Source organism: Nocardioides yefusunii (assembly GCF_004014875.1).
GTDB classification, from domain to species: domain Bacteria; phylum Actinomycetota; class Actinomycetes; order Propionibacteriales; family Nocardioidaceae; genus Nocardioides; species Nocardioides yefusunii.
In genome coordinates this window covers 3,271,028-3,288,759 of the sequence record NZ_CP034929.1, presented here as the reverse complement: position 1 = coordinate 3,288,759, position 17,732 = coordinate 3,271,028, and the positions used below count along the sequence as shown (strand labels likewise).

Here is a 17,732-nt window from a genome sequence, read left to right as displayed (position 1 = left end):
GGCTCGCCTGCGTGACCAGCGAGCCGAACAATGACAACCCCGTGGGGGCCGTCCCGGACCGGGACGGCCCCCACGGTCGTCTCCCGGTGGCCACGGTGCCCGCTGTCGGAGGTACGACGCCCGACGACGGTGGGACCGTCCGTCCCACCCTCGACGATCCGTTCGTGGCCTCGCTGTCGGCGGTGCTCGGCGGCCCGGCCGGGGCGCATGTCGGGGGAGCACCCCGTGACCCGGCCGCCCGACGTCGCTGGTGGGCACCGGTGCAGGTGCTGGTCCTCCTGACCGCGGTGGTGTTCGCCCTCGGGATGCTCACCAAGGCGCCCTGCGCCGTCGACGACTGGCAGGACGACACCGTCCGCTACACCCACGGCTGCTACTCCGACATGCCCTACCTGTACTCGTGGCGGGGTCTCTCCGACCTGGCCTGGCCCTACAGCCAGGACCCCGCGGTGCGCGCCGAGTTCGAGGTGATGGAGTACCCCGCCGGCATCTCCTACTGGGCGTGGGCGACCGGGTACGTCACGTGGCTGGTCTCCGGTGCCCCCGACGTCGACGACCCCGAACGCGACCTCGTCGCCGAGAGCACCACCTACGTCGCGGTCAACGCCGTCGGGATCGCGGTGATCGCGATGCTCACCACGTGGCTGCTCGCCGGCGTCCACCGCCGTCGACCATGGGACGCGGCCGGATGGGCGCTCGCACCGACGATGGCACTGACCGCCCTGGTGAACTGGGACCTGCTGGCGGTCGTCACTGTCGCCGGTGCAGCCTGGGCGTGGTCCCGGGGCCACCCGCGGCTCACCGGCGTCATGATCGGGGTCGGCACCGCGATCAAGCTCTACCCGCTGCTCCTGCTCGGGGCCGTCCTCGTGCTCTGCCTGCGGCACTGGCGCTGGCGGACCTTCCTGCTGACGCTTGCCTCGGCCGTCGTCTCCTGGATCCTCGTCAACGCGCCCGCGTTCCTCACCGGCCCCGCGGAGTGGAAGCACTTCTTCACCTTCAACTCCGAACGCGGCGCCGACCTCGGTTCGATCTGGCTGGTGCTGCGGGACTGGCGCTGGCCCGACCTCTCCGTCGAGACGGTCAACGCCGCCTCCTGGGTGTTCCTGCTGCTGTGGTGCCTCGGGGTGCTGCTGGTGGGGCTGCGGGCTCCCGTCACGCCGCGGTTCGCGCAGTTGGCGTTCCTCGTCGTCGCCGGGTTCCTGATCGTCAACAAGGTCTACTCGCCCCAGTACGTGCTGTGGCTGCTGCCGCTCGCCGTCCTCGCCCACCCGCGCTGGCGCGACCTCGTGCTCTGGCAGCTCGGTGAACTCGTCTACCTGGTGGCGGTCTGGTGGTACCTGGGCGGGCTGCTCGCACCGACCTCCGGGGGCGCGTGGCTCTACTGGCTCGCGATCGGGGTGCGGATCGCGGCGCAGCTCTGGTTCGTCGCCGTCGTGGTCCGGGCCGTACTTGACCCGGACGAGGACGTCGTCGGAGAGGAACGCGGCGGACTCCACGGCCGTCCGGAGGTCGGTCAACCGGCCTGAGCACCCCGACGCGTCCCTACCGTGACTCCCCACGGCCGGCGTGCGCCGTGCAGGTGTGGGTGGGTGTGGGTGGGAGACGAACGTGGACACAACACGAGTGGGGGCCGTCGCGGTGGCGGTGGTGCTGCTGCTGAGCGGGTGCACCGGTCAGGCCGAGCCGGCCGGCACCGCGCCGGTCTGGACGGAGGTCGACGCGACCGCCGCCGGCGGCCCCACGACGTGGGTCGACGTCACCGACTCCGCGTCCCGACGCAAGGTCGCGGGCGAGAAGGTCCCGGTGCTGCACGTGGGTCGGGTCGCCACCGGGACCGGACCGCCCGTCGCCGCGGTCTGGGAGGGCCCGGTCGTCGACGTCGACTCCGCACACCTGGTGGGGAAGCGGGGGCGTGACTCCGTCGTCGTCGACCTCGACGCCTCCGCCGCCAGCACCCACCTGCTGGGGCGCGAACGCGTGGAGGGCCGCTGGCGCCACTTCGTGCAACGCCGCGACGCCGCCGGACGGTGGTCGCGGGTGGACGTCCCCGAGGTGCTCGACACCCGTGGCGTCCTCGCCACCGGCCTGGGGTCGCTTCCCGACGGCGCGCTCGTCGTCGTGGGCGTCGACGAGGCCGGTGCTCACGTCGCGGTCCACCTCGGCACCGGGGACGTGAGCGAGGTGCCGCTGCCGGTGAGGGCAGGGGCAGGAGACGTCCAACTGGTGCAGATGGTCAGCACCGGATCCCACGTCGTCCTGCTCGTCCAGGACGTGGGGGAGGACGCCCGTGCCTGGACCGTCCACACCGACGACGGTCGCACCTGGTCCACCCCACGGAGGGTCGGACCGGCCGGGGTCCGCGTGCGCGCCGCAGGGATCACGAGCCCCACCTCGGGCACCCTGGTGGCCGCCGTCGAGGTCGCACCCCGCCCCGGTGCGAAGAAGGAGGGCCGCGCAGGCGATGTCGTGTACACCACCCGCGACCTGGGCGAGCACTGGCGCGAGGAGGTCTTCGTGGCCGACGAGAAGGGCAGTGCCGGGGCAGTGCTGTCACGCCCCGCGACCGGGCGCGACGGGGAGGTCGTGGTGGCCCACACCGGCATCGGCCAGGGACACTCGGCGATCTGGCGCCGTTCGACGGAGGGGGAGTGGGAGGCCGGCCAATCCGTGCCCGGTTGGTGGTACCACGGCATCTCCCCCGTACTCGCTGTCGACGGCGACGCGGTCGTGGCGTACCGCCAGATCGGCACCACCAGCGAGGTCCGCCGCGGCGCGAAGGTCACCGCCCGTACCCACGTCGACACCACCGGGACCGGCGACGAGGTCTGGGCCACCGACGCCCGCCTCGGCGGGTGGGCCGGCACCGAACGCGTCGTCGTCCGGGACCAGGTGGGCGCCACCTCTGACGCCCGGGTCTCGGGGCGCGTCCTCACCGTCACCGATCGCACCCTCACCCCAGGACGCTGGCCCCGCGTCGACTTCGAACGGACCCCGCCGCACGTCGTTGCCTCGGCAGGCGACGCCAGCGGAGCCGTCGCGCTGAGCAACGAACTCTCCGGCGACGGCTGGGAGTCACTGGTGCGAGCCAGCTCGACCGACGGCCAGCAGTGGCGGGTCGTCCCGGTGCAGGGCAACACCCGGATGCTCCTGTTCGACGGCGCCCGCCACGACCCTGCTGACACCGGCACCTGGTGGTTGACCGGTACTGACCTCGAGGGGTACCCGCAGGTGTGGCGGGCCGAGAGCGACCTGTCCCGGTTCGCTTCGGTGGCGTTGCCCAGCCAGGCCCGGAGGACGCAGGGCTCGATCTCCGCGAGCTGCACGTCGACGCAGGGTGACTGGTTCGTCATCAGCCCCCGTGACGTTCCCGACGACCCCGGCACGGTGCTGCTGCGTCAGGGCAACGGATGGCGCGACGTGGCGGCGCTGCCGTCGGGGTTCTCGCCACCGCACGCCTGTGCCGGGGTGGGGGACAACGTCCTCGCGCTGGCCCGCAGCACCGGCAGGGACGGGTCCGCCGGGTCTCGCCTGCTGCTGTCGTTCGACGGATCCGCGTGGGACCCCGTGGCGCTGTCTGACGACGTGCGCTCGGTGCTGGGTCTCTGGAACGTCGACGGGACCGCAGTGGCCCGCGTCGTCGTCGGGGACGGAGCCCGCCAGCGGGAGGCGCTGCTGCTCAGCAGGGACGGATCCGAGTGGGTGACGGTTGCCCTGCCCGACGTCGACGTCGAACAGATCGAGGACGTGGCAGCGCGAGGACCGGCGCTGAGCGTGCTGGTCCGGACTCCGGTGGGGCGTCGGCTGTGGCGGTGGGAGAACCCCGCTGCCGTGGCCGCCGCGGCCGCACGAGGGTGAGGCGCAACGACGCAGCAGGGCCCGGGCTCCGTGCGGGAGTCCGGGCCCTGCTGGGTCAGCGCTGGGTCAGCGTGAGTCAGTGTGAGTCAGCGTGGGGTGAGCTGCGTCAGGAGACGACGACGCGGTCGAAGGTGGTCGCGGTGTAGCGGACCCGGACCTCCACCTCGTCGCCCACTGCCGGAACCCGCGAACCGGCCGGCAGGAACAGCATCGAGGCCTGCATGTGCGGCGGCTCGGCGAAGAGACGCTGCTTGCCGTCGATCGCGAACGGCGAACGCACGAAACCGACGGCGTCCATGCCGCCACGGGCCAGCGTCGCGGCCCGCGACTTCAGCGACAGATCACCGCTGGGAGCCTCCAGGCCGATGCCGTGCGCGGTGCCGCCGGAGACCACCAGGACGTGGCCGTTCTTCGGAGCCGTGCGACCGCGGTAGCCGAACAGGTCACCCCGCTCGACGGGGTGCACGTCGAGCACCTGTGCGGTCACCGTGAGGGCCGCGCGCTCGCCCAGCCACAGCTGGGTGCCGATCCGGGGACGGATCGTGAAGTCCGAGTACGACGCACGCAGCGCGGCGAGTTCGATGGAGGTCAGATGGCTGACCCACAACGTCGTCGTGGGCAGGCCGGCCGAGATCGCGTCGGTGATGAGGCGACGCACCTGACCCAGGTGTGAGCCCTGCGCGAGCGGCAGGTGCAGCGCGACGCCTTCCAGACGACCGCGGTGGGCGAGGTCGCCGAGGCTGCGCAGGCCGCGGGCATCCATGCCGTGACGCAGCATCGAGGTGACCACCTCGAGCACGTAGCGGGCGTCGGACTGACGCTCCAGCAGAGCGGCGAGGTCCTCGGGCCGGGAGACGGTGTGGATGACGCGGTCGGCCAGCTTCGGGTCCACCTCGAGCGCGGCACCGAACGGGCGCCACGGGGTGAGGACCAGCAGCGAGCCGTCGAAGCGGTCAGCGACCTCGGCGAGCTCGTCGTAGGTCCCGACGGCCAGGACGTCGCCCCAGGCCTCGCCCGGTGCGGTGTGTCCCAGCGCGGCGCCACGCTCGGCCAGCCACTGCGCGCGTCGGGCCAGTCGACCCAGGCCGAAGCCGTAGCCGTTGCCCTTGGCGACGGGCACGAGGCCCGGGGTCGCCTCGGCGACGCTGATGAGGTGATCGCGCCAGCGGTCACCGTCGACGGTCAGGGTGAGGGTCATCTCAACGCCTCTTCATGTAGATGTCGAACGCCGTGTAGAGGAGCTTGTTGATCGGCATGTCCCACTCGCCGACGTACTCGACGGCCTCGCCGCCGGTGCCGACCTTGAACTGGATCAGGCCGACGTGGGCGTCGTCGGCGTCGAGGGTGTCGGTGATGCCGCGCATGTCGTAGACCTTCGCGCCGGCCGCGAGGGCGGAGCGGATCATCTGCCACTGCACCGCGTTGGAGCCGCGGACCTCACGCTTCTCCGTCGACGAAGCGCCGTAGGAGTACCAGGAGTGAGCACCGACGCGGACCGAGATGGTCGCCGCGACCAGGTCGTCCTCGTGGTGGGCCAGGTGCAGGACGAACCGGTCGTCCTCCTCCGGCGTCAGGGAGTCCCACATCTTCTGGAAGTAGCTCAGCGGGCGCGGGGTGAAGTGGTCGCGCTCGGCGGTGTGGACGTACAGCGCGTGGAAAGCGGCCAGGTCGTCGCGTGTTCCACGTGAAACAACGACGCCCTCCTTGGCTGCCTTCTTGATGTTGCGGCGCCAGAGCTGGTTCATCGACTTGAGGACTTCGTCCTCGGTCTTCGCGCGGCCGTCGACCGTCAGTGGGACGTGGAAGTTGTACTGCGGCTGACCGGCGGCGAATCCACCCTCGACCGACTGCGGGATCCAGCCCAGCTCGTTGAGCTGGGAGACCACCGCGGCGCCCGTGACCGAACGCTCCAGGGGTGCGATGTCGTCGAGGCGACGCACGTTCTCGTCGGCGATGCCGTCCTTGATCTGGGACGAGGACCAGCGGCGCGTCACCACCGGCGGGCCGATCCGGACGCCGAAGGCGCCCTTCTTCTTCAGGTGCGCGAGCAGCGGAGCGGTGTAGTCGCCCAGGTGCACGTCGGGGGAGGAGAACGACGCCCAGTCCAGGACCGGACCCTCGGGCAGGTACGCCAGGAAGCGCTTGACCTTCGGGAGTTGGCGGTAGAGCACCAGTGCGGCACCGACCATCACCTCGGCAGCCTCGTCGCCGGTGCCGGGGCGGAACCAGCCCACGGACTCGCGGCGCCACTCCGACTTCACGGGTCCCCAGGCCGGAACCTGGAGGAACGACGCGGACTCCTGCGCCCGGACGAACGCGAGGTGTTCCTCGGGGCTCACCGACCTCAGGACGAGACGTACTGCTTGATCACGGGAAGACACGGCGTCGAGGCTACCCCTTGGCGGCGCGCGGGGCGGGGTGCGCGACGGCCCCGGCGGTGTGACGTCCGGGGGCTCGGCGGCAGGGAGCGACGAGAGAGTGCTCGTGGAGCGCTGCAGGAGTCGAGCTCAGCCGTTGGTGGCGTACCAGGTGCCGTCGATCAGCACGAGGTCGATCTTCTCCGAGCCGAGCCCCTTGTAGGTGACGGTCGCGGCGCCCTTGGCCTCGAAGACCTCACTCGGGCCGGCCTTCAGGGCGGCCTTGGCCTGCGCGGCGACGTCGTCGGTGAAGACGCCGTCCATGAAGGTGGCGCAGTCCTCGACCTGCTCCGTGGTCGGGGCCTCGCCCTTGGCGTCGAACAGGGCGCAGTAGCCGGTGTAGTCCTTCTCGGCCATCGCCTTGACCGCGGCGCGCGCCACCGCGGCGGGGCCGTCGGCGTCCTCCGCCGACTGGGGGGTCCGGGAGGCTGCGGGGGCCTCGGTGTTGTCGGCCGACATCGTGAGGCGGCTCGTCGGCTTCGCGGCCGGCTCGTCGTCGGCACCGCAGGCAGCGGTGAGCGAGAGAGCGGCGACGACACCGAGTCCGGCGAGGGCACGGGTGAGCGACATGGAACCTCCTGGTGATCTGTCCGTCGTCGCGGACGTTAGCCCGCGCGGCCCTTGCTCACCGGCGCTCTCCGTGACGTCCTGCGCGGAAGGGGCACAGGTCTGGACCGTTGATTGCCCAGCGGCTCGTCAGGGAAGGAGGAGGGGGATCTCGCCGAGGTGTGCCCCCGACGCAGGACGCCTCAGGAGTGGGACTCGACGAAGTACCAGCGACCCTCGAGCTGCTTCATCTCCACGACCCACTTCGTGTCGTCGTTGACCGTGTAGGTCAGCGTCGCCCGGTCGTCGTCGGTCTCGACGTCGGCACCGTTGGCCGTCATCTTCTTGTACTCCTCGCGGGCCGCGTCGCGGCTCTTCTCGTCGGGGAAGACGTCGACGGACTCCAGGCACGTGGTGCGCTCCTGGCCCTCGACGGGCTTGCCGTCGCTGCCCAGGGTCCAGTCGCAGACCTTCTCGCCGTCACCGTCGACGAGCGCCTGGATCATCGCCTGGACGGCCTTCTCCGGGTCGGACTGGGCGTAGCCGCAGGCGGTGCCGGCCAGGACCAGGGCAGTACCGGTGGCGGCGAGGGCGGCGGTGCGGAGGACGTTCTTCACGGGAGGGCTCCAGGAGAGGGATGGGGCGGGAGGGCGCTGGCCGGGCGTCGGGCGTCGGGGCGTCGGGCGTCAGAGACGCGCGCGCAGCCAGGCCACGTCGGCGATGTGGGCCTCGGCTCCGCCGGGGGTCTCCAGCAGGGCCGGTGCGCCGGCCTCGCGGGCGATCGCGACGAGCAGCTCGGGGTCGACGTTGCCGTCCCCGAGGTTGGCGTGCCGGTCGGCGCCGGAGTCGAAGGCGTCGCGGGAGTCGTTGAGGTGGACCAGGTCGACCCGGCCGGTGATCGCCATGACGTCGGCCACGACGGTCTCCAGGGCGTTGCCGCCGGCGTGGGCGTGGCAGGTGTCGAGGCAGAAGCCGACGCGGTCAGCGCCCTCGGCGCCGTCGATCGCGTCCCAGACGCCTGCGATCCGCTCCAGGTAGCGGGTCATGGCGTTGTCGCCGCCGGCGGTGTTCTCGATCAGCAGCGGGACCTTGATGTCGGTCGCCTCGACGGCCTTGCGCCAGTTGTCGAAGCCCTTGGCGGGGTCGTCGGCCTTGTTGACGTGACCGCCGTGGACCACCAGGCCCTTGGCTCCGATCGAGGCGGCGAGGTCCATCTGGGCCTGCAGCAGCTTGCGGCTGGGGATCCGGATGCGGTTGTTGGTGGTGGCGACGTTGATGACGTACGGGGCGTGGACGTAGACGTCGATCCCGGCTGCCTCGGCCGCTTCCTTCAGCGCCTCGGCGCCACCGGGGTAGGCCACCTCGTGGCCCTTCCAGGCCTGCGGGTCCCCGATCATGATCTGGACGACGTCGAGGCCGCGGGCGGCCGCCTCGGCGATGGGGTCGCCGGCGTCGACGTGGGCTCCGACCCGGACGGACGCGGGGCTGGTCGACGAAGCAGGCGCAGCGGTCATGGGGTCAGTCTAGGAAGGTCGGTGCCGCGGGGAGAACCCGCACGCGTGCGCGGTGCTCGCGCGCGCGGGTGCTGAGGCCGGTCCTGCCGGGATTGCCCCGGCCGTCGAGCCCACTGGTAACCTGCTGGAGTTCTCTGTGTGTCTGCCCCTTCTCGGGTGTGCACCAGGGAAACTCGGCCCGGCGTCCGTAGTCGGTAGCCGTGAACGCAAGCCCTCCTGCCGCGGAAAGTCCGTGGCCGTATGAGTCCACAGGAGGTGGAGACCCGCTATGCGTGCATACGAAGTGATGGTCATCCTCGAGCCCAGCATCGACGAGCGCACTGTCGAGCCGTCCCTCGAGAAGTACCTGAATGTCATCACCGCCGACGGTGGCACCGTCGACAACGTTGACATCTGGGGACGTCGTCGTCTCGCTTACGAGATCAAGAAGAACGCCGAGGGCATCTACGCCGTCCTCTCCCTGACTGCCGAGCCGGCAACCGTCAAGGAGCTGGACCGCCAGCTGACCCTCAACGAGTCCATCCTGCGCACGAAGGTCATCCGCCCGGGCAAGCGCTGAAGCGCTGCCTGACGAATTTCCTTCATAAGCGTCGGCAGTCTCGGCAACGATGACGATCGACGTGCAGCGGTGAACAACCGCAACAACCTCTGATGGATCAGAAAAGGGAGTCCTGACATGGCAGGCGAGACCGTCATCACCGTGGTCGGCAACCTGGTCGACGACCCGGAGCTGCGATTCACCCCCTCGGGTGCACCCGTGGCCAACTTCCGGATCGCTTCGACCCCTCGGACGCTCGACCGCGCCACCAATGAGTGGAAGGACGGCGAAGCTCTGTTCCTGTCGTGCTCCATCTGGCGCCAGGCCGCTGAGAACGTGGCCGAGTCGCTCCAGAAGGGCATGCGGGTGGTCGTTCAGGGCCGCCTGAAGCAGCGCTCCTACGAGGACCGTGACGGCCAGAAGCGCTCGGTCATCGAGCTCGAGGTCGAAGAGATCGGTCCCTCGCTGAAGTACGCGACCGCCAAGGTCCAGCGCGCCTCCCGTGGTGGTGGCGGCGGTGGCTTCGGCGGTGGCGCTCCCCAGGGTGGCGGCGGCTTCGGCGCCCCCCAGGGTGGTGGCTTCGGCGCTCCCCAGGCTGCCCCCGTGCAGCAGGACCCGTGGGCACAGCAGCCCGCTCAGCCCCCCATGGGTGGCGGCGGCTACGGTGCCCCGGCTGGTGGCCAGCCCGACCCGTGGGGTGCCCCCGGTGTCGGTGGCGACGAGCCCCCGTTCTGATCCAACAGATTTCCCGATCAACACCTCAACCATTCCGGCTTCACGGCCGGGCTTCTAGAAAGGAAGCACCACAATGGCCAAGGCAGTGATTCGCAAGCCCAAGAAGAAGGTTTGCCAGTTCTGCAAGGAGAAGGCGACCGGTGTCGACTACAAGGACACCGCTCTCCTTCGCAAGTTCATCTCCGACCGTGGCAAGATCCGCGCGCGTCGTGTGACCGGCAACTGCGTCCAGCACCAGCGCGACGTCGCCATGGCGGTCAAGAACGCCCGCGAGGTTGCCCTCCTGCCGTACACCTCGACCGGACGCTGAAGGGAGCCAGGAATATGAAGCTCATCCTGACCCAGGAAGTGACCGGCCTCGGTTCCGCTGGCGACATCGTCGAGGTGAAGAACGGTTACGGCCGTAACTACCTCATCCCGCGCGGCGACGCCATGCGTTGGACCAAGGGCGGCGAGAAGACCGTCGAGCAGATCCAGAAGGCCCGCCAGGCCCGCGCTGCTCGCGACGCTGCTCACGCTGCTGAGATCAAGACCACCGTTGAGGCTGCCAAGGTTGTCCTCAAGGTCCGCTCCGGCGAGAACGGCCGCCTCTTCGGCGCCGTGACCGTCGCGGACATTGCTGGCGCGATCTCCGAGGCTGCTGGCGAGACCATTGACAAGCGCACCGTCGTGATCGGTAACCCGATCAAGACCACTGGCACCTACACGGTGTCGGTCAAGCTGCACGAGGACGTCACCGCTTCGGTGGCCGTCACCGTCGCCTGACGTTCGCTTTTCAGCACCGAGGCCCGGCCTCCCCTTCGTGGGGAGACCGGGCCTCGGTCTGTGTGGGACCTACCTCGGGGTCAGCGCTTGACCGTCAACCAGGTCTGGGCCATCGCGCGCTGGCTGGTGCCTGCCTTGGCGGGGGGACGAAGGTGACCCGGACCAGCTTCTTGCCACGCTTGAGCTTCTTGGAGAGCTTGATCGTGTAGGTCTTGTTTCCGTTGACCTTCACGGTGTTGAAGACCTTGCCGTTGACGCGCAGGACGAGGGTTCCCTTGGCCTTGCCTGTGGTGGCCTTGACCTTGATCTTGGCCTTGGCGGGGGCCTTGCCGACGCGCTGCGTCTTCTTCGTGAGCTTGATCGTGAGCTTGGTCTTGACGGCGGAGGGGCCGTTGGTACCGTTCTGGCCTGGCTTTCCGGGGGTGCCTGCCTGACCGTCGGCACCGGGCTTGCCCGGCTTGCCCGGCGTCGTGGGCGTGGTGGGCGTGGTGGGCGTGGTCGGCGTGGTCGGCGTCGTGGGCGTCGTGGGCGTCGTGGGCGTGGTGGGCGTGGTCGGCGTCGTCGGTGTGGTGGGCGTGGTGGGCGTCCCAGGCGTCACCGGGGTGAACGGGTCCTCGGGCTTGATCTCCACGGGAGTGGTGTCGGAGGAGACGTCGATGGTGTTCGTGAGGAGGGTCAGGCGCCCTTCGTTGACGTCGGAGAGCCCACCGGGGTAGAAGTCCCGCACCACGGCCGAGTTGCCGTACTTCTGCTGCGCGGTGACGTTCAGCCGGATCTTCGACGGGGAGCCGAGCAGGAGACGGTTGATCTCCACCGCGATCGCGCCGTTGAGGCCGGAGGTGACGCTGTAGGTCACCGGACCCTGGCGGACGTCGCCGGTCGAGGTGCGCTTGAACAGGGTCGCGGTCTTCGACGACTCGTCGACGAGGACGTAGTGGTCGATGATGCCGTCCGCGTCGGTGTCGAGGTTGAGGGTCAGGGTGTCCCATGACCAGCCGGAGACGGCGACGGCGGAGTTGAAGAAGCTCTCGACCCGGATGGACGTCGTCGTGGTGGTGAGCTCGATGCGCGCGAGGTCGATCAGGATGTCGCCGGTACCGACGGCTCCGGCGTTCCACGCGGTGTCGTTCAGGGCATCGGTGAAGGTCACGGTGGTGGGTCCGGCCGGATCTGCCGCGTTGGCCTGCAGGGCGGTGAACGAGGCGGCACTCAGCGCGAGAGCGGCGAGTCCAGTGGTGAGGGGGTGGCGCATGCGCGCTCCTTGGGTGAGGATCTGAGAAGTGTCGGTTACCCAAAATGAGGCAGTCCGCACCGAGGGAGACCCTTCGATCCATTGACATCTCACTCAGCGAGCATTCTTTCCGCCTGGACTGGACCGGTGAGTGGACGTCGCTCGGGTTCAGGAGGCTCCGAGCACCATCCAGCCGCCACCGCGGACGCGGTGCAGCAGGAACGCACAGCGCACCCCCATGAAAAGGGACGCGAAGAGTACCCAGACCGTCACGAGTGCCGCGGTGCCGTCGAGCAGGGCTCCTGCCAGCAGCACGAACGGCGCGTAGGCCACGAGCGTCCCGACGCCGGCCCGCGCGAGCCACCTGCCGTCGCCGGCACCGATCAGGACGCCGTCGAGGACGAAGACGACGCCGGCCACCGGCTGCCCCACGGCGGCGACCAGCAGGATCGGGAGCAGCAGGTCGCGCACGGCGTCGTCGCCGGTGAAGAGGGCTCCCAGGAACGGGGCGAGTGCGGCGAGCACGACGCCGGCTGCGACTCCGCTCCACAGGCCCCACGCGATCATGCGTCGGGTGAGGAGCTCGGCGCGGGCACGATCGCCTTCACCGAGGGCGCGTCCGGTGAGGGCCTGGGCGGCGATCGCGATCGCGTCGAGGGCGAAGACGAGGAACGTCCAGACGGTGAACGCGACCTGGTGCGCCGCGATCTCTGCGCCGTCGGGGCTGCTGGAGGCCGCGACCGACCAGGTGCCGACCAGGAGGGCGGCCCGCAGGGCCAGGGTGCGCACCACCAGCGGGACGCTGGCGCGGGCGGCGGAGCGGATGCCGGGCAGGTCGGGGCGCAGCGAGGACTGGTGGCGTCGGGCGGCGAGGACGACGACGGCGACCAGCGCGAGCGCGCTGAGCAGTTGGGCGATCACCGAGCCGAGCGCGGAACCGGCGACGCCCATCTCCGGGAAGGGCCCGATGCCGTAGACCAGCAGCAGGTTGAGGACGACGTTGACGAGGTTGCCGCCCACCGCCACCCACAGTGGGGTGCGGGTGTCCTGCAGGCCGCGCAGGACGCCGGTGGCGGCCAGCATCACCAGCAGCGGGGTGATGCCGAGGACCGCGACGGTGAGGTAGTCGTGGGCGGACCCGGCGACACCCGCGGAGACGTCGAACGCTGCGATCAGAGGATCGAGGACGGCGAGCAGCGCCAGGGTGGCGGCCACCCCGATCCCGATCGCGAGCCAGATGCCGTCGACGCCCAGAGAGATCGCGCGTCGGGTGTCACCCGCGCCGAGACTGCGGGAGACGCCGGCGGTGGTGCCGTAGGCGAGGAAGACGCAGAGCCCGACGACGGTCTGCATGACCACGGCGGCGATGCCGACACCGGCCAGTTGAGCGGTCCCGAGGTGGCCGACGACGGCCGTGTCCGCGAGCAGGAAGAGGGGTTCGGCGACGAGGGCGAAGAAGGCCGGAACGGCCAGTCTGACGATCTCGCGGTCTGTCGTTCTCACTCCCCGAGTCTAGGTATGCGGAGGGGGCGGTTCGAACCTCTGTGCAAATGCGCAGGTCAGCGGCGAAATTTCGGGTACGGCACGGTTTTCCGGCCTGTGGACAACCGGTGGATAACTCTTCGGCAACGCCTCGCGGTCGAGCTTGTCGACAAAACTGCAGAGCGACGAGCGAGTCGGTTCCGAGTGGAGAAGTATTTGTTGTGCACAACTGTGAAAACTCATTTCCGCAGGTCAGGGCCAGTGCAGAGTGAGTTGATCCACGGTTGTCCACAGCTGTGCACACAGTTGTGAACTGTTCTTCCACTGTCATTTCACAGTTTTCCACAGGGGGTGTGGAAAACGGGGTCTCGTCGCTTCGTTCGGTAGGACCCTCAGGACGTATGTTCCGCGAGAACGCGGGGGTCTCCCGGCGGCACGCAATGATGGTGATCTGCGGACCGCGAGCACGGCGTCCCGCTCGAGCAGACGTACTTCCCCGGAGGACCCATGAGCACTGGCGAGACGAACCTCCCTCCGGCCGAGGAGCCCGGTTTCGACACCGCGTTCGACGCGTCGTTCGACGCAGGCTTCGAGCCCGCGTTCGACGGCTGGGGCGACGGCCCCGCGGCCTACGAGCCGGGCAAGGCCCCTCGCGCCGCGAATGACCGCACCCCGCCCCAGGACAATGCCGCCGAGCAGTCCGTCCTCGGTTCGATGCTGCTGTCCAAGGACGCCATCGCCGAGGTCGGCGAGATCATCCGCGGCACCGACTTCTACCGTCCCGCACACGAGTCGATCTTCGACGCGATCATCGACCTCTTCGGACGCTCCGAGCCCGCCGACCCGGTCACCGTCGCCGCCGAGCTCCAGCGTCGTGGTGAGCTGGTCAAGCTCGGTGGCGCGCCGTACCTGCACACGCTGGCCGCGAACGTCCCGATCGCTGCGAACGCCGCGTACTACGCCGAGATCGTCCGCGAGAAGTCGGTCCTGCGCCGCCTCGTCGAGGCCGGCACCAAGATCGTCCAGATCGGTTACGCCGGTGAGGGCCAGGTCGACGACATGGTCGACCAGGCGCAGGCCGAGGTCTTCAAGCTCACCGAGAAGCGCTCCACCGAGGACTACGTCCCGCTGAGCGACATCATGAACGACGTCCTCGACGAGATCGAGGCGATCGGCAACCGTGAGAAGGGCGTCTACGGCGTCCCGACCGGCTTCGCCGACTTCGACGAACTCACCAACGGTCTGCACGGCGGTCAGATGATCATCGTCGCAGCTCGTCCCGCCATGGGTAAGGCGCTGGCTCTCGACACTCCGCTGCCGACGCCGACCGGGTGGACCACCATGGGCGAAGTCTCGGTGGGCGACGAGCTCATCGATGCGGACGGCAGGCCGACCAAGGTGGTGGCAGCCACCGAGGTCATGCTTGAGCGGCCCTGCTACGAGGTCACGTTCTCCGACGGCACGGTGATCGTCGCGGACGGTGAGCACCAGTGGCTCACCGAGACGCGGGCTGCACGGAAGTCGAAGTGGGCTGCGGAGAACGAGTACAACCGTTCGAAGAACCAGCGCATCCATGCCTCGGTGGTCACCACTGAGCAGATCGCTGCAACGGTGCGGGTGGGCGCCGACGCCCGTGCCAACCACGCGATCGTCAACGCGGCGCCGTTGGTCGGCGCGGAGCAGAACCTGCCGATCGACCCGTACGTCCTCGGCGCCTGGCTCGGCGACGGGCATTCCGCCAGCGGCCGGATCACCTCGGAGACTCCCGAGATTCCGATGCTCATCGAGGGCAAGGGATACGTCGTCACTCACCGTGGCGACATGCTGTACTCGATCACCTTGCCGGACGCGGTCGCCGCGGTGGACGGAATCTGCCCGGGCTGCGGCAAGCCCTGCACCGGCCAGTTCACGTGCGCGGCCTGCCGCGAAGACCACGGCACCATCACCGCGCTCCTGCGCGGACTGGGTGTCCTCAACGCCAAGCACATCCCCGCCGCCTACCTGCGTGCTTCCGAGGCCCAGCGTCGTGAGCTGCTCGCCGGACTCATGGACACCGACGGCACTGTGGTGCGCGGTGTGGGGTCCTGCCAGTTCGCGGTCACCGATGAGCGTCTGGCTCGTGACGTGTACGAACTCGTCGTGAGCCTGGGTTACCGCTGTGGCTTCCGCACGAAGGCGGTCGCTGGGCGTGACGAGTCGCGGTCCACGGCGTTCATCCTCAACTTCTCCACCGTCGACGACGTCTTCAAGCTCGAGCGCAAGCACCTCCTGCACAAGGAGGAGCGTCCGGCGAACACCAGCAGGATCGGGCGTCGCTACGTCACCGACGTCAAGCAGATCGACTCCGTACCTGTGCGCTGCGTCCAGGTCGACAACGACGACCACCTGTACCTTGCAGGCCGCTCCATGGTCCCGACCCACAACTCGACGCTCGCGCTCGACTTCTGCCGTGCCGCGTCGATCCACAACAACATGGCGTCCGTCTTCTTCTCCCTGGAAATGACGCGCGCCGAGATCGTCATGCGTCTGCTGTCCGCCGAGGCGAAGGTGGCCCTGAACCACATCCGCAACGGCAACATGCAGGAGGACGACTGGGACAAGCTCGCCCGCAAGATGGGCGAGGTCTCCGCGGCCCCGATGTACATCGATGACTCGCCCAACCTCACGATGATGGAGATCCGCGCCAAGGCGCGTCGCCTCAAGCAGAAGCACGACCTGCGCCTCATCGTCATCGACTACCTGCAGCTGATGAGCTCGGGCAAGAAGGTCGAGTCCCGTCAGCTCGAGGTCTCGGAGTTCTCCCGCCAGATCAAGCTCCTCGCGAAGGAGCTCGACGTCCCCGTCATCGCGCTCTCGCAGCTGAACCGTGGTCCTGAGCAGCGTGCCGACAAGCGCCCCGCGATGAGTGACCTGCGTGAGTCCGGCTCGATCGAGCAGGACGCCGACATGGTGATCCTGCTGCACCGCGAGGACGTCTACGAGAAGGAGTCGAACCGTCCCGGTGAGGCCGACCTGCTCGTCGTGAAGCACCGTAACGGCGCGACCCGCGACATCACCGTCGCCTTCCAGGGTCACTACTCGCGCTTCGTCGACATGGCCCACTGATGCTCGCTGGCTCGCTCCGCTCGCCTGCGCAACTGTCGGATTGATGCCACGCCGACGGCGTGTCACCGCATCAATCCCACAATTGCGCGGGCTGGGCAGGGGTCACACCCTCGCGGTGTACTCCGGGTGCCCGTACCCGCGGATGCGTCGTTCCAGGGTCGCGACGACGTAGCGGTCCGCGAGACGTTCGACGCCCGGCACCCGTGAGAGACCACGCACGGCCAACGTCCGCCCGATGACGAGCGGCAGCATCGCCACCGCCCTGGCCCGGTCGGCGCGCGTCACCTCGACCCCCATCGCAGCGGCGCGGGCGTAGTCGTCGGCCAGGAACGCCTTCACGAACGTCACCGTCGAGAAGCTCCGCTCCCAGCGCTCCTTCACCGCACCCCAGCGTCCGGCGTCGGGGTGCAGGGTCGCGGCCAACGTCGAACGGACCAGCGCCCCGCAGGTGTCGTCGTCGAACGCGGTCCGCAGCGTCGCGGCGCGCGCCGACAGCACCCGCAGCACCTCGGTGGGGGAGTCGGGCAGGAGTTCGTCGGGCAGACCCAGCAGGAAGCAGCGGTAGCGGGCCAGTTCGACGCCGGCCTGCTCCCGGGCGTTGAACTCGGTGCGTCCCTGACGCAGCACCTTCATCGAGGTCAGCGCGATGTTGATCATCCCGGCCGGCATCTGGTCGGCCTGCGGGATCGGCAGGCCATGCGTGGTGACGTCCCACTTCTCGCTGCGCAACGCGTGCACCCGCACCGAGGAGTGCATGAGCCGCACCATCGCCGCGGCCTCGAACCCGGGACCGGTGCGGTCGGTGCCGCCGGGCAGCACCGTCGCCCCGAAGAACGACGCCGTCTCCTTCACCCGCCGCCCCGACGTCCGCCCCGAAAGAGTTCCGGTGAGCGCCATCGGGAGCGCGGCGTAGGCGTTGAGGAACGTCGCCAGGAACGCCCCACGGATGACGTACGGCGTCACGAACGCCGCCTCGATCCGCTCCCACCGCGCACCCTCACGGACCAGGTCCATGTCGATCCACGACGGTGTCGCCTCCATCGCGGCGATGAACGTCCGCAGCTCGGCCGGAGCGTCCGGCACCGCGTCGACGCCGTCACGGCACGCCGTGCGCAGCATCTCCACCAGCCCACGCATCCCGTACGTCGGCAGCAGCAGCGCGTACGCGTCAGCGACGACGTCCCCGAGCCGGGTGGCGGTGACGAGCAGGTCCACCAGGTCGGTGTCGGCCAGGATCTCGGCCCGGTCGACCCCCTGCACGACGTCGAGGTCGCTGGGGTCGTCCGGGCCCAGGGCCAGACGTTCCGGGATCGCCTCGGGATCGAGGCGGGCGTACATCTGCGGCAGCAGTTCGGCCTGCCTGCGAACCTGCGCGACGAGCGCTTCGTGAGCCATGTCCCCTCCGACCGGTCAGACCTCCAACCTAGGGCGAGGGTGTCGCACGGACCAGCGTCTGCCCGGTCCGTCTCATCCGAGTTCGCGAGCGCCCGGCCCGGAGAACGAGGCCGAGGTACTTCGGACAGACGTAGGGACGGGGGCAA

At 69.5% G+C, this 17,732-nt stretch carries 15 protein-coding genes; 7 read left to right on the top strand and 8 right to left on the bottom strand.

Annotation, left to right across the window (positions count from 1 at the left end; translation table 11 throughout):
- Positions 1–11: 11 nt before the first annotated feature.
- Together EOV43_RS15115 and EOV43_RS15110 are read left to right on the top strand one after the other, a co-directional pair.
- Positions 12–1,529: a glycosyltransferase family 87 protein gene (locus EOV43_RS15115; RefSeq protein WP_239022149.1), complete on the top strand. Its 1,518-nt coding sequence runs from the start codon at positions 12–14 to the stop codon at positions 1,527–1,529.
- An 82-nt stretch (positions 1,530–1,611) separates the two neighbouring features.
- Positions 1,612–3,858: a hypothetical protein gene (locus tag EOV43_RS15110; RefSeq protein WP_128222026.1), complete on the top strand. Its 2,247-nt coding sequence runs from the start codon at positions 1,612–1,614 to the stop codon at positions 3,856–3,858.
- A gap of 106 nt (positions 3,859–3,964) precedes the next feature.
- On the opposite strand, the gene EOV43_RS15105 is transcribed toward EOV43_RS15110, so the two are convergent.
- From EOV43_RS15105 to EOV43_RS15085, 5 genes are all read right to left on the bottom strand, one after another.
- Positions 3,965–5,056, bottom strand: coding sequence for an alanine racemase (locus EOV43_RS15105; RefSeq protein WP_128222025.1), 1,092 nt, complete (start codon positions 5,054–5,056; stop codon positions 3,965–3,967).
- Between the two features lies 1 nt (position 5,057).
- Entirely contained in the window at positions 5,058–6,239 is a 1,182-nt protein-coding gene (locus tag EOV43_RS15100) for a lipid II:glycine glycyltransferase FemX (protein ID WP_239022148.1), read from the bottom strand.
- 126 nt (positions 6,240–6,365) lie between these two features.
- Complete coding sequence (locus EOV43_RS15095) at positions 6,366–6,845, bottom strand: hypothetical protein (RefSeq protein ID WP_128222024.1); 480 nt, start codon at positions 6,843–6,845, stop codon at positions 6,366–6,368.
- A gap of 179 nt (positions 6,846–7,024) precedes the next feature.
- Positions 7,025–7,438: a hypothetical protein gene (locus EOV43_RS15505; protein ID WP_164878741.1), complete on the bottom strand. Its 414-nt coding sequence runs from the start codon at positions 7,436–7,438 to the stop codon at positions 7,025–7,027.
- A gap of 69 nt (positions 7,439–7,507) precedes the next feature.
- Positions 7,508–8,335, bottom strand: a complete 828-nt coding sequence (locus EOV43_RS15085) for a deoxyribonuclease IV (protein ID WP_128222023.1) — start codon at positions 8,333–8,335, stop codon at positions 7,508–7,510.
- Between the two features lie 268 nt (positions 8,336–8,603).
- On the opposite strand from EOV43_RS15085, the gene rpsF reads away from it, so the two are divergent.
- The 4 genes from rpsF to rplI all read left to right on the top strand — a co-directional run bounded on the left by rpsF (position 8,604) and on the right by rplI (position 10,373).
- Positions 8,604–8,894, top strand: a complete 291-nt coding sequence (gene rpsF, locus EOV43_RS15080; protein WP_128222022.1) for a 30S ribosomal protein S6 — start codon at positions 8,604–8,606, stop codon at positions 8,892–8,894.
- Positions 8,895–9,011: 117 nt separating this feature from the next.
- Positions 9,012–9,608: a single-stranded DNA-binding protein gene (locus EOV43_RS15075; RefSeq protein WP_128222021.1), complete on the top strand. Its 597-nt coding sequence runs from the start codon at positions 9,012–9,014 to the stop codon at positions 9,606–9,608.
- A gap of 73 nt (positions 9,609–9,681) precedes the next feature.
- Positions 9,682–9,918 (top strand): 30S ribosomal protein S18, encoded by a 237-nt coding sequence (gene rpsR, locus EOV43_RS15070; protein WP_128222020.1) that lies wholly within the window; start codon positions 9,682–9,684, stop codon positions 9,916–9,918.
- A gap of 14 nt (positions 9,919–9,932) precedes the next feature.
- Complete coding sequence (gene rplI, locus EOV43_RS15065) at positions 9,933–10,373, top strand: 50S ribosomal protein L9 (protein ID WP_128222019.1); 441 nt, start codon at positions 9,933–9,935, stop codon at positions 10,371–10,373.
- A 94-nt stretch (positions 10,374–10,467) separates the two neighbouring features.
- Here rplI and EOV43_RS15910 read toward each other — a convergent pair whose 3' ends face one another.
- Positions 10,468–11,625, bottom strand: a complete 1,158-nt coding sequence (locus EOV43_RS15910) for a collagen-like triple helix repeat-containing protein (RefSeq protein ID WP_128222018.1) — start codon at positions 11,623–11,625, stop codon at positions 10,468–10,470.
- 147 nt (positions 11,626–11,772) lie between these two features.
- On the bottom strand, positions 11,773–13,107 hold the full coding sequence (locus EOV43_RS15055; RefSeq protein ID WP_128222017.1) for an MATE family efflux transporter: 1,335 nt from the start codon (positions 13,105–13,107) through the stop codon (positions 11,773–11,775).
- Positions 13,108–13,593: 486 nt separating this feature from the next.
- On the opposite strand from EOV43_RS15055, the gene dnaB reads away from it, so the two are divergent.
- Entirely contained in the window at positions 13,594–16,191 is a 2,598-nt protein-coding gene (gene dnaB, locus EOV43_RS15050; RefSeq protein WP_128222016.1) for a replicative DNA helicase, read from the top strand.
- 102 nt (positions 16,192–16,293) lie between these two features.
- On the opposite strand, the gene EOV43_RS15045 is transcribed toward dnaB, so the two are convergent.
- Positions 16,294–17,586, bottom strand: coding sequence for an oxygenase MpaB family protein (locus tag EOV43_RS15045; protein WP_128222015.1), 1,293 nt, complete (start codon positions 17,584–17,586; stop codon positions 16,294–16,296).
- Positions 17,587–17,732: the final 146 nt, after the last annotated feature.

What these genes read in the sequence shown, in the direction of transcription:
- EOV43_RS15105 (WP_128222025.1), bottom strand. Translation starts at nt 5,056, where the DNA reads ATGACCCTCACCCTGACCGTCGACGGTGACCGCTGGCGCGATCACCTC.
- EOV43_RS15045 (WP_128222015.1), bottom strand. Translation starts at nt 17,586, where the DNA reads ATGGCTCACGAAGCGCTCGTCGCGCAGGTTCGCAGGCAGGCCGAACTG.
- EOV43_RS15075 (WP_128222021.1), top strand. Translation starts at nt 9,012, where the DNA reads ATGGCAGGCGAGACCGTCATCACCGTGGTCGGCAACCTGGTCGACGAC.
- rpsF (WP_128222022.1), top strand. Translation starts at nt 8,604, where the DNA reads ATGCGTGCATACGAAGTGATGGTCATCCTCGAGCCCAGCATCGACGAG.
- EOV43_RS15910 (WP_128222018.1), bottom strand. Translation starts at nt 11,625, where the DNA reads ATGCGCCACCCCCTCACCACTGGACTCGCCGCTCTCGCGCTGAGTGCC.
- EOV43_RS15095 (WP_128222024.1), bottom strand. Translation starts at nt 6,845, where the DNA reads ATGTCGCTCACCCGTGCCCTCGCCGGACTCGGTGTCGTCGCCGCTCTC.
- EOV43_RS15085 (WP_128222023.1), bottom strand. Translation starts at nt 8,335, where the DNA reads ATGACCGCTGCGCCTGCTTCGTCGACCAGCCCCGCGTCCGTCCGGGTC.
- rplI (WP_128222019.1), top strand. Translation starts at nt 9,933, where the DNA reads ATGAAGCTCATCCTGACCCAGGAAGTGACCGGCCTCGGTTCCGCTGGC.
- dnaB (WP_128222016.1), top strand. Translation starts at nt 13,594, where the DNA reads ATGAGCACTGGCGAGACGAACCTCCCTCCGGCCGAGGAGCCCGGTTTC.
- rpsR (WP_128222020.1), top strand. Translation starts at nt 9,682, where the DNA reads ATGGCCAAGGCAGTGATTCGCAAGCCCAAGAAGAAGGTTTGCCAGTTC.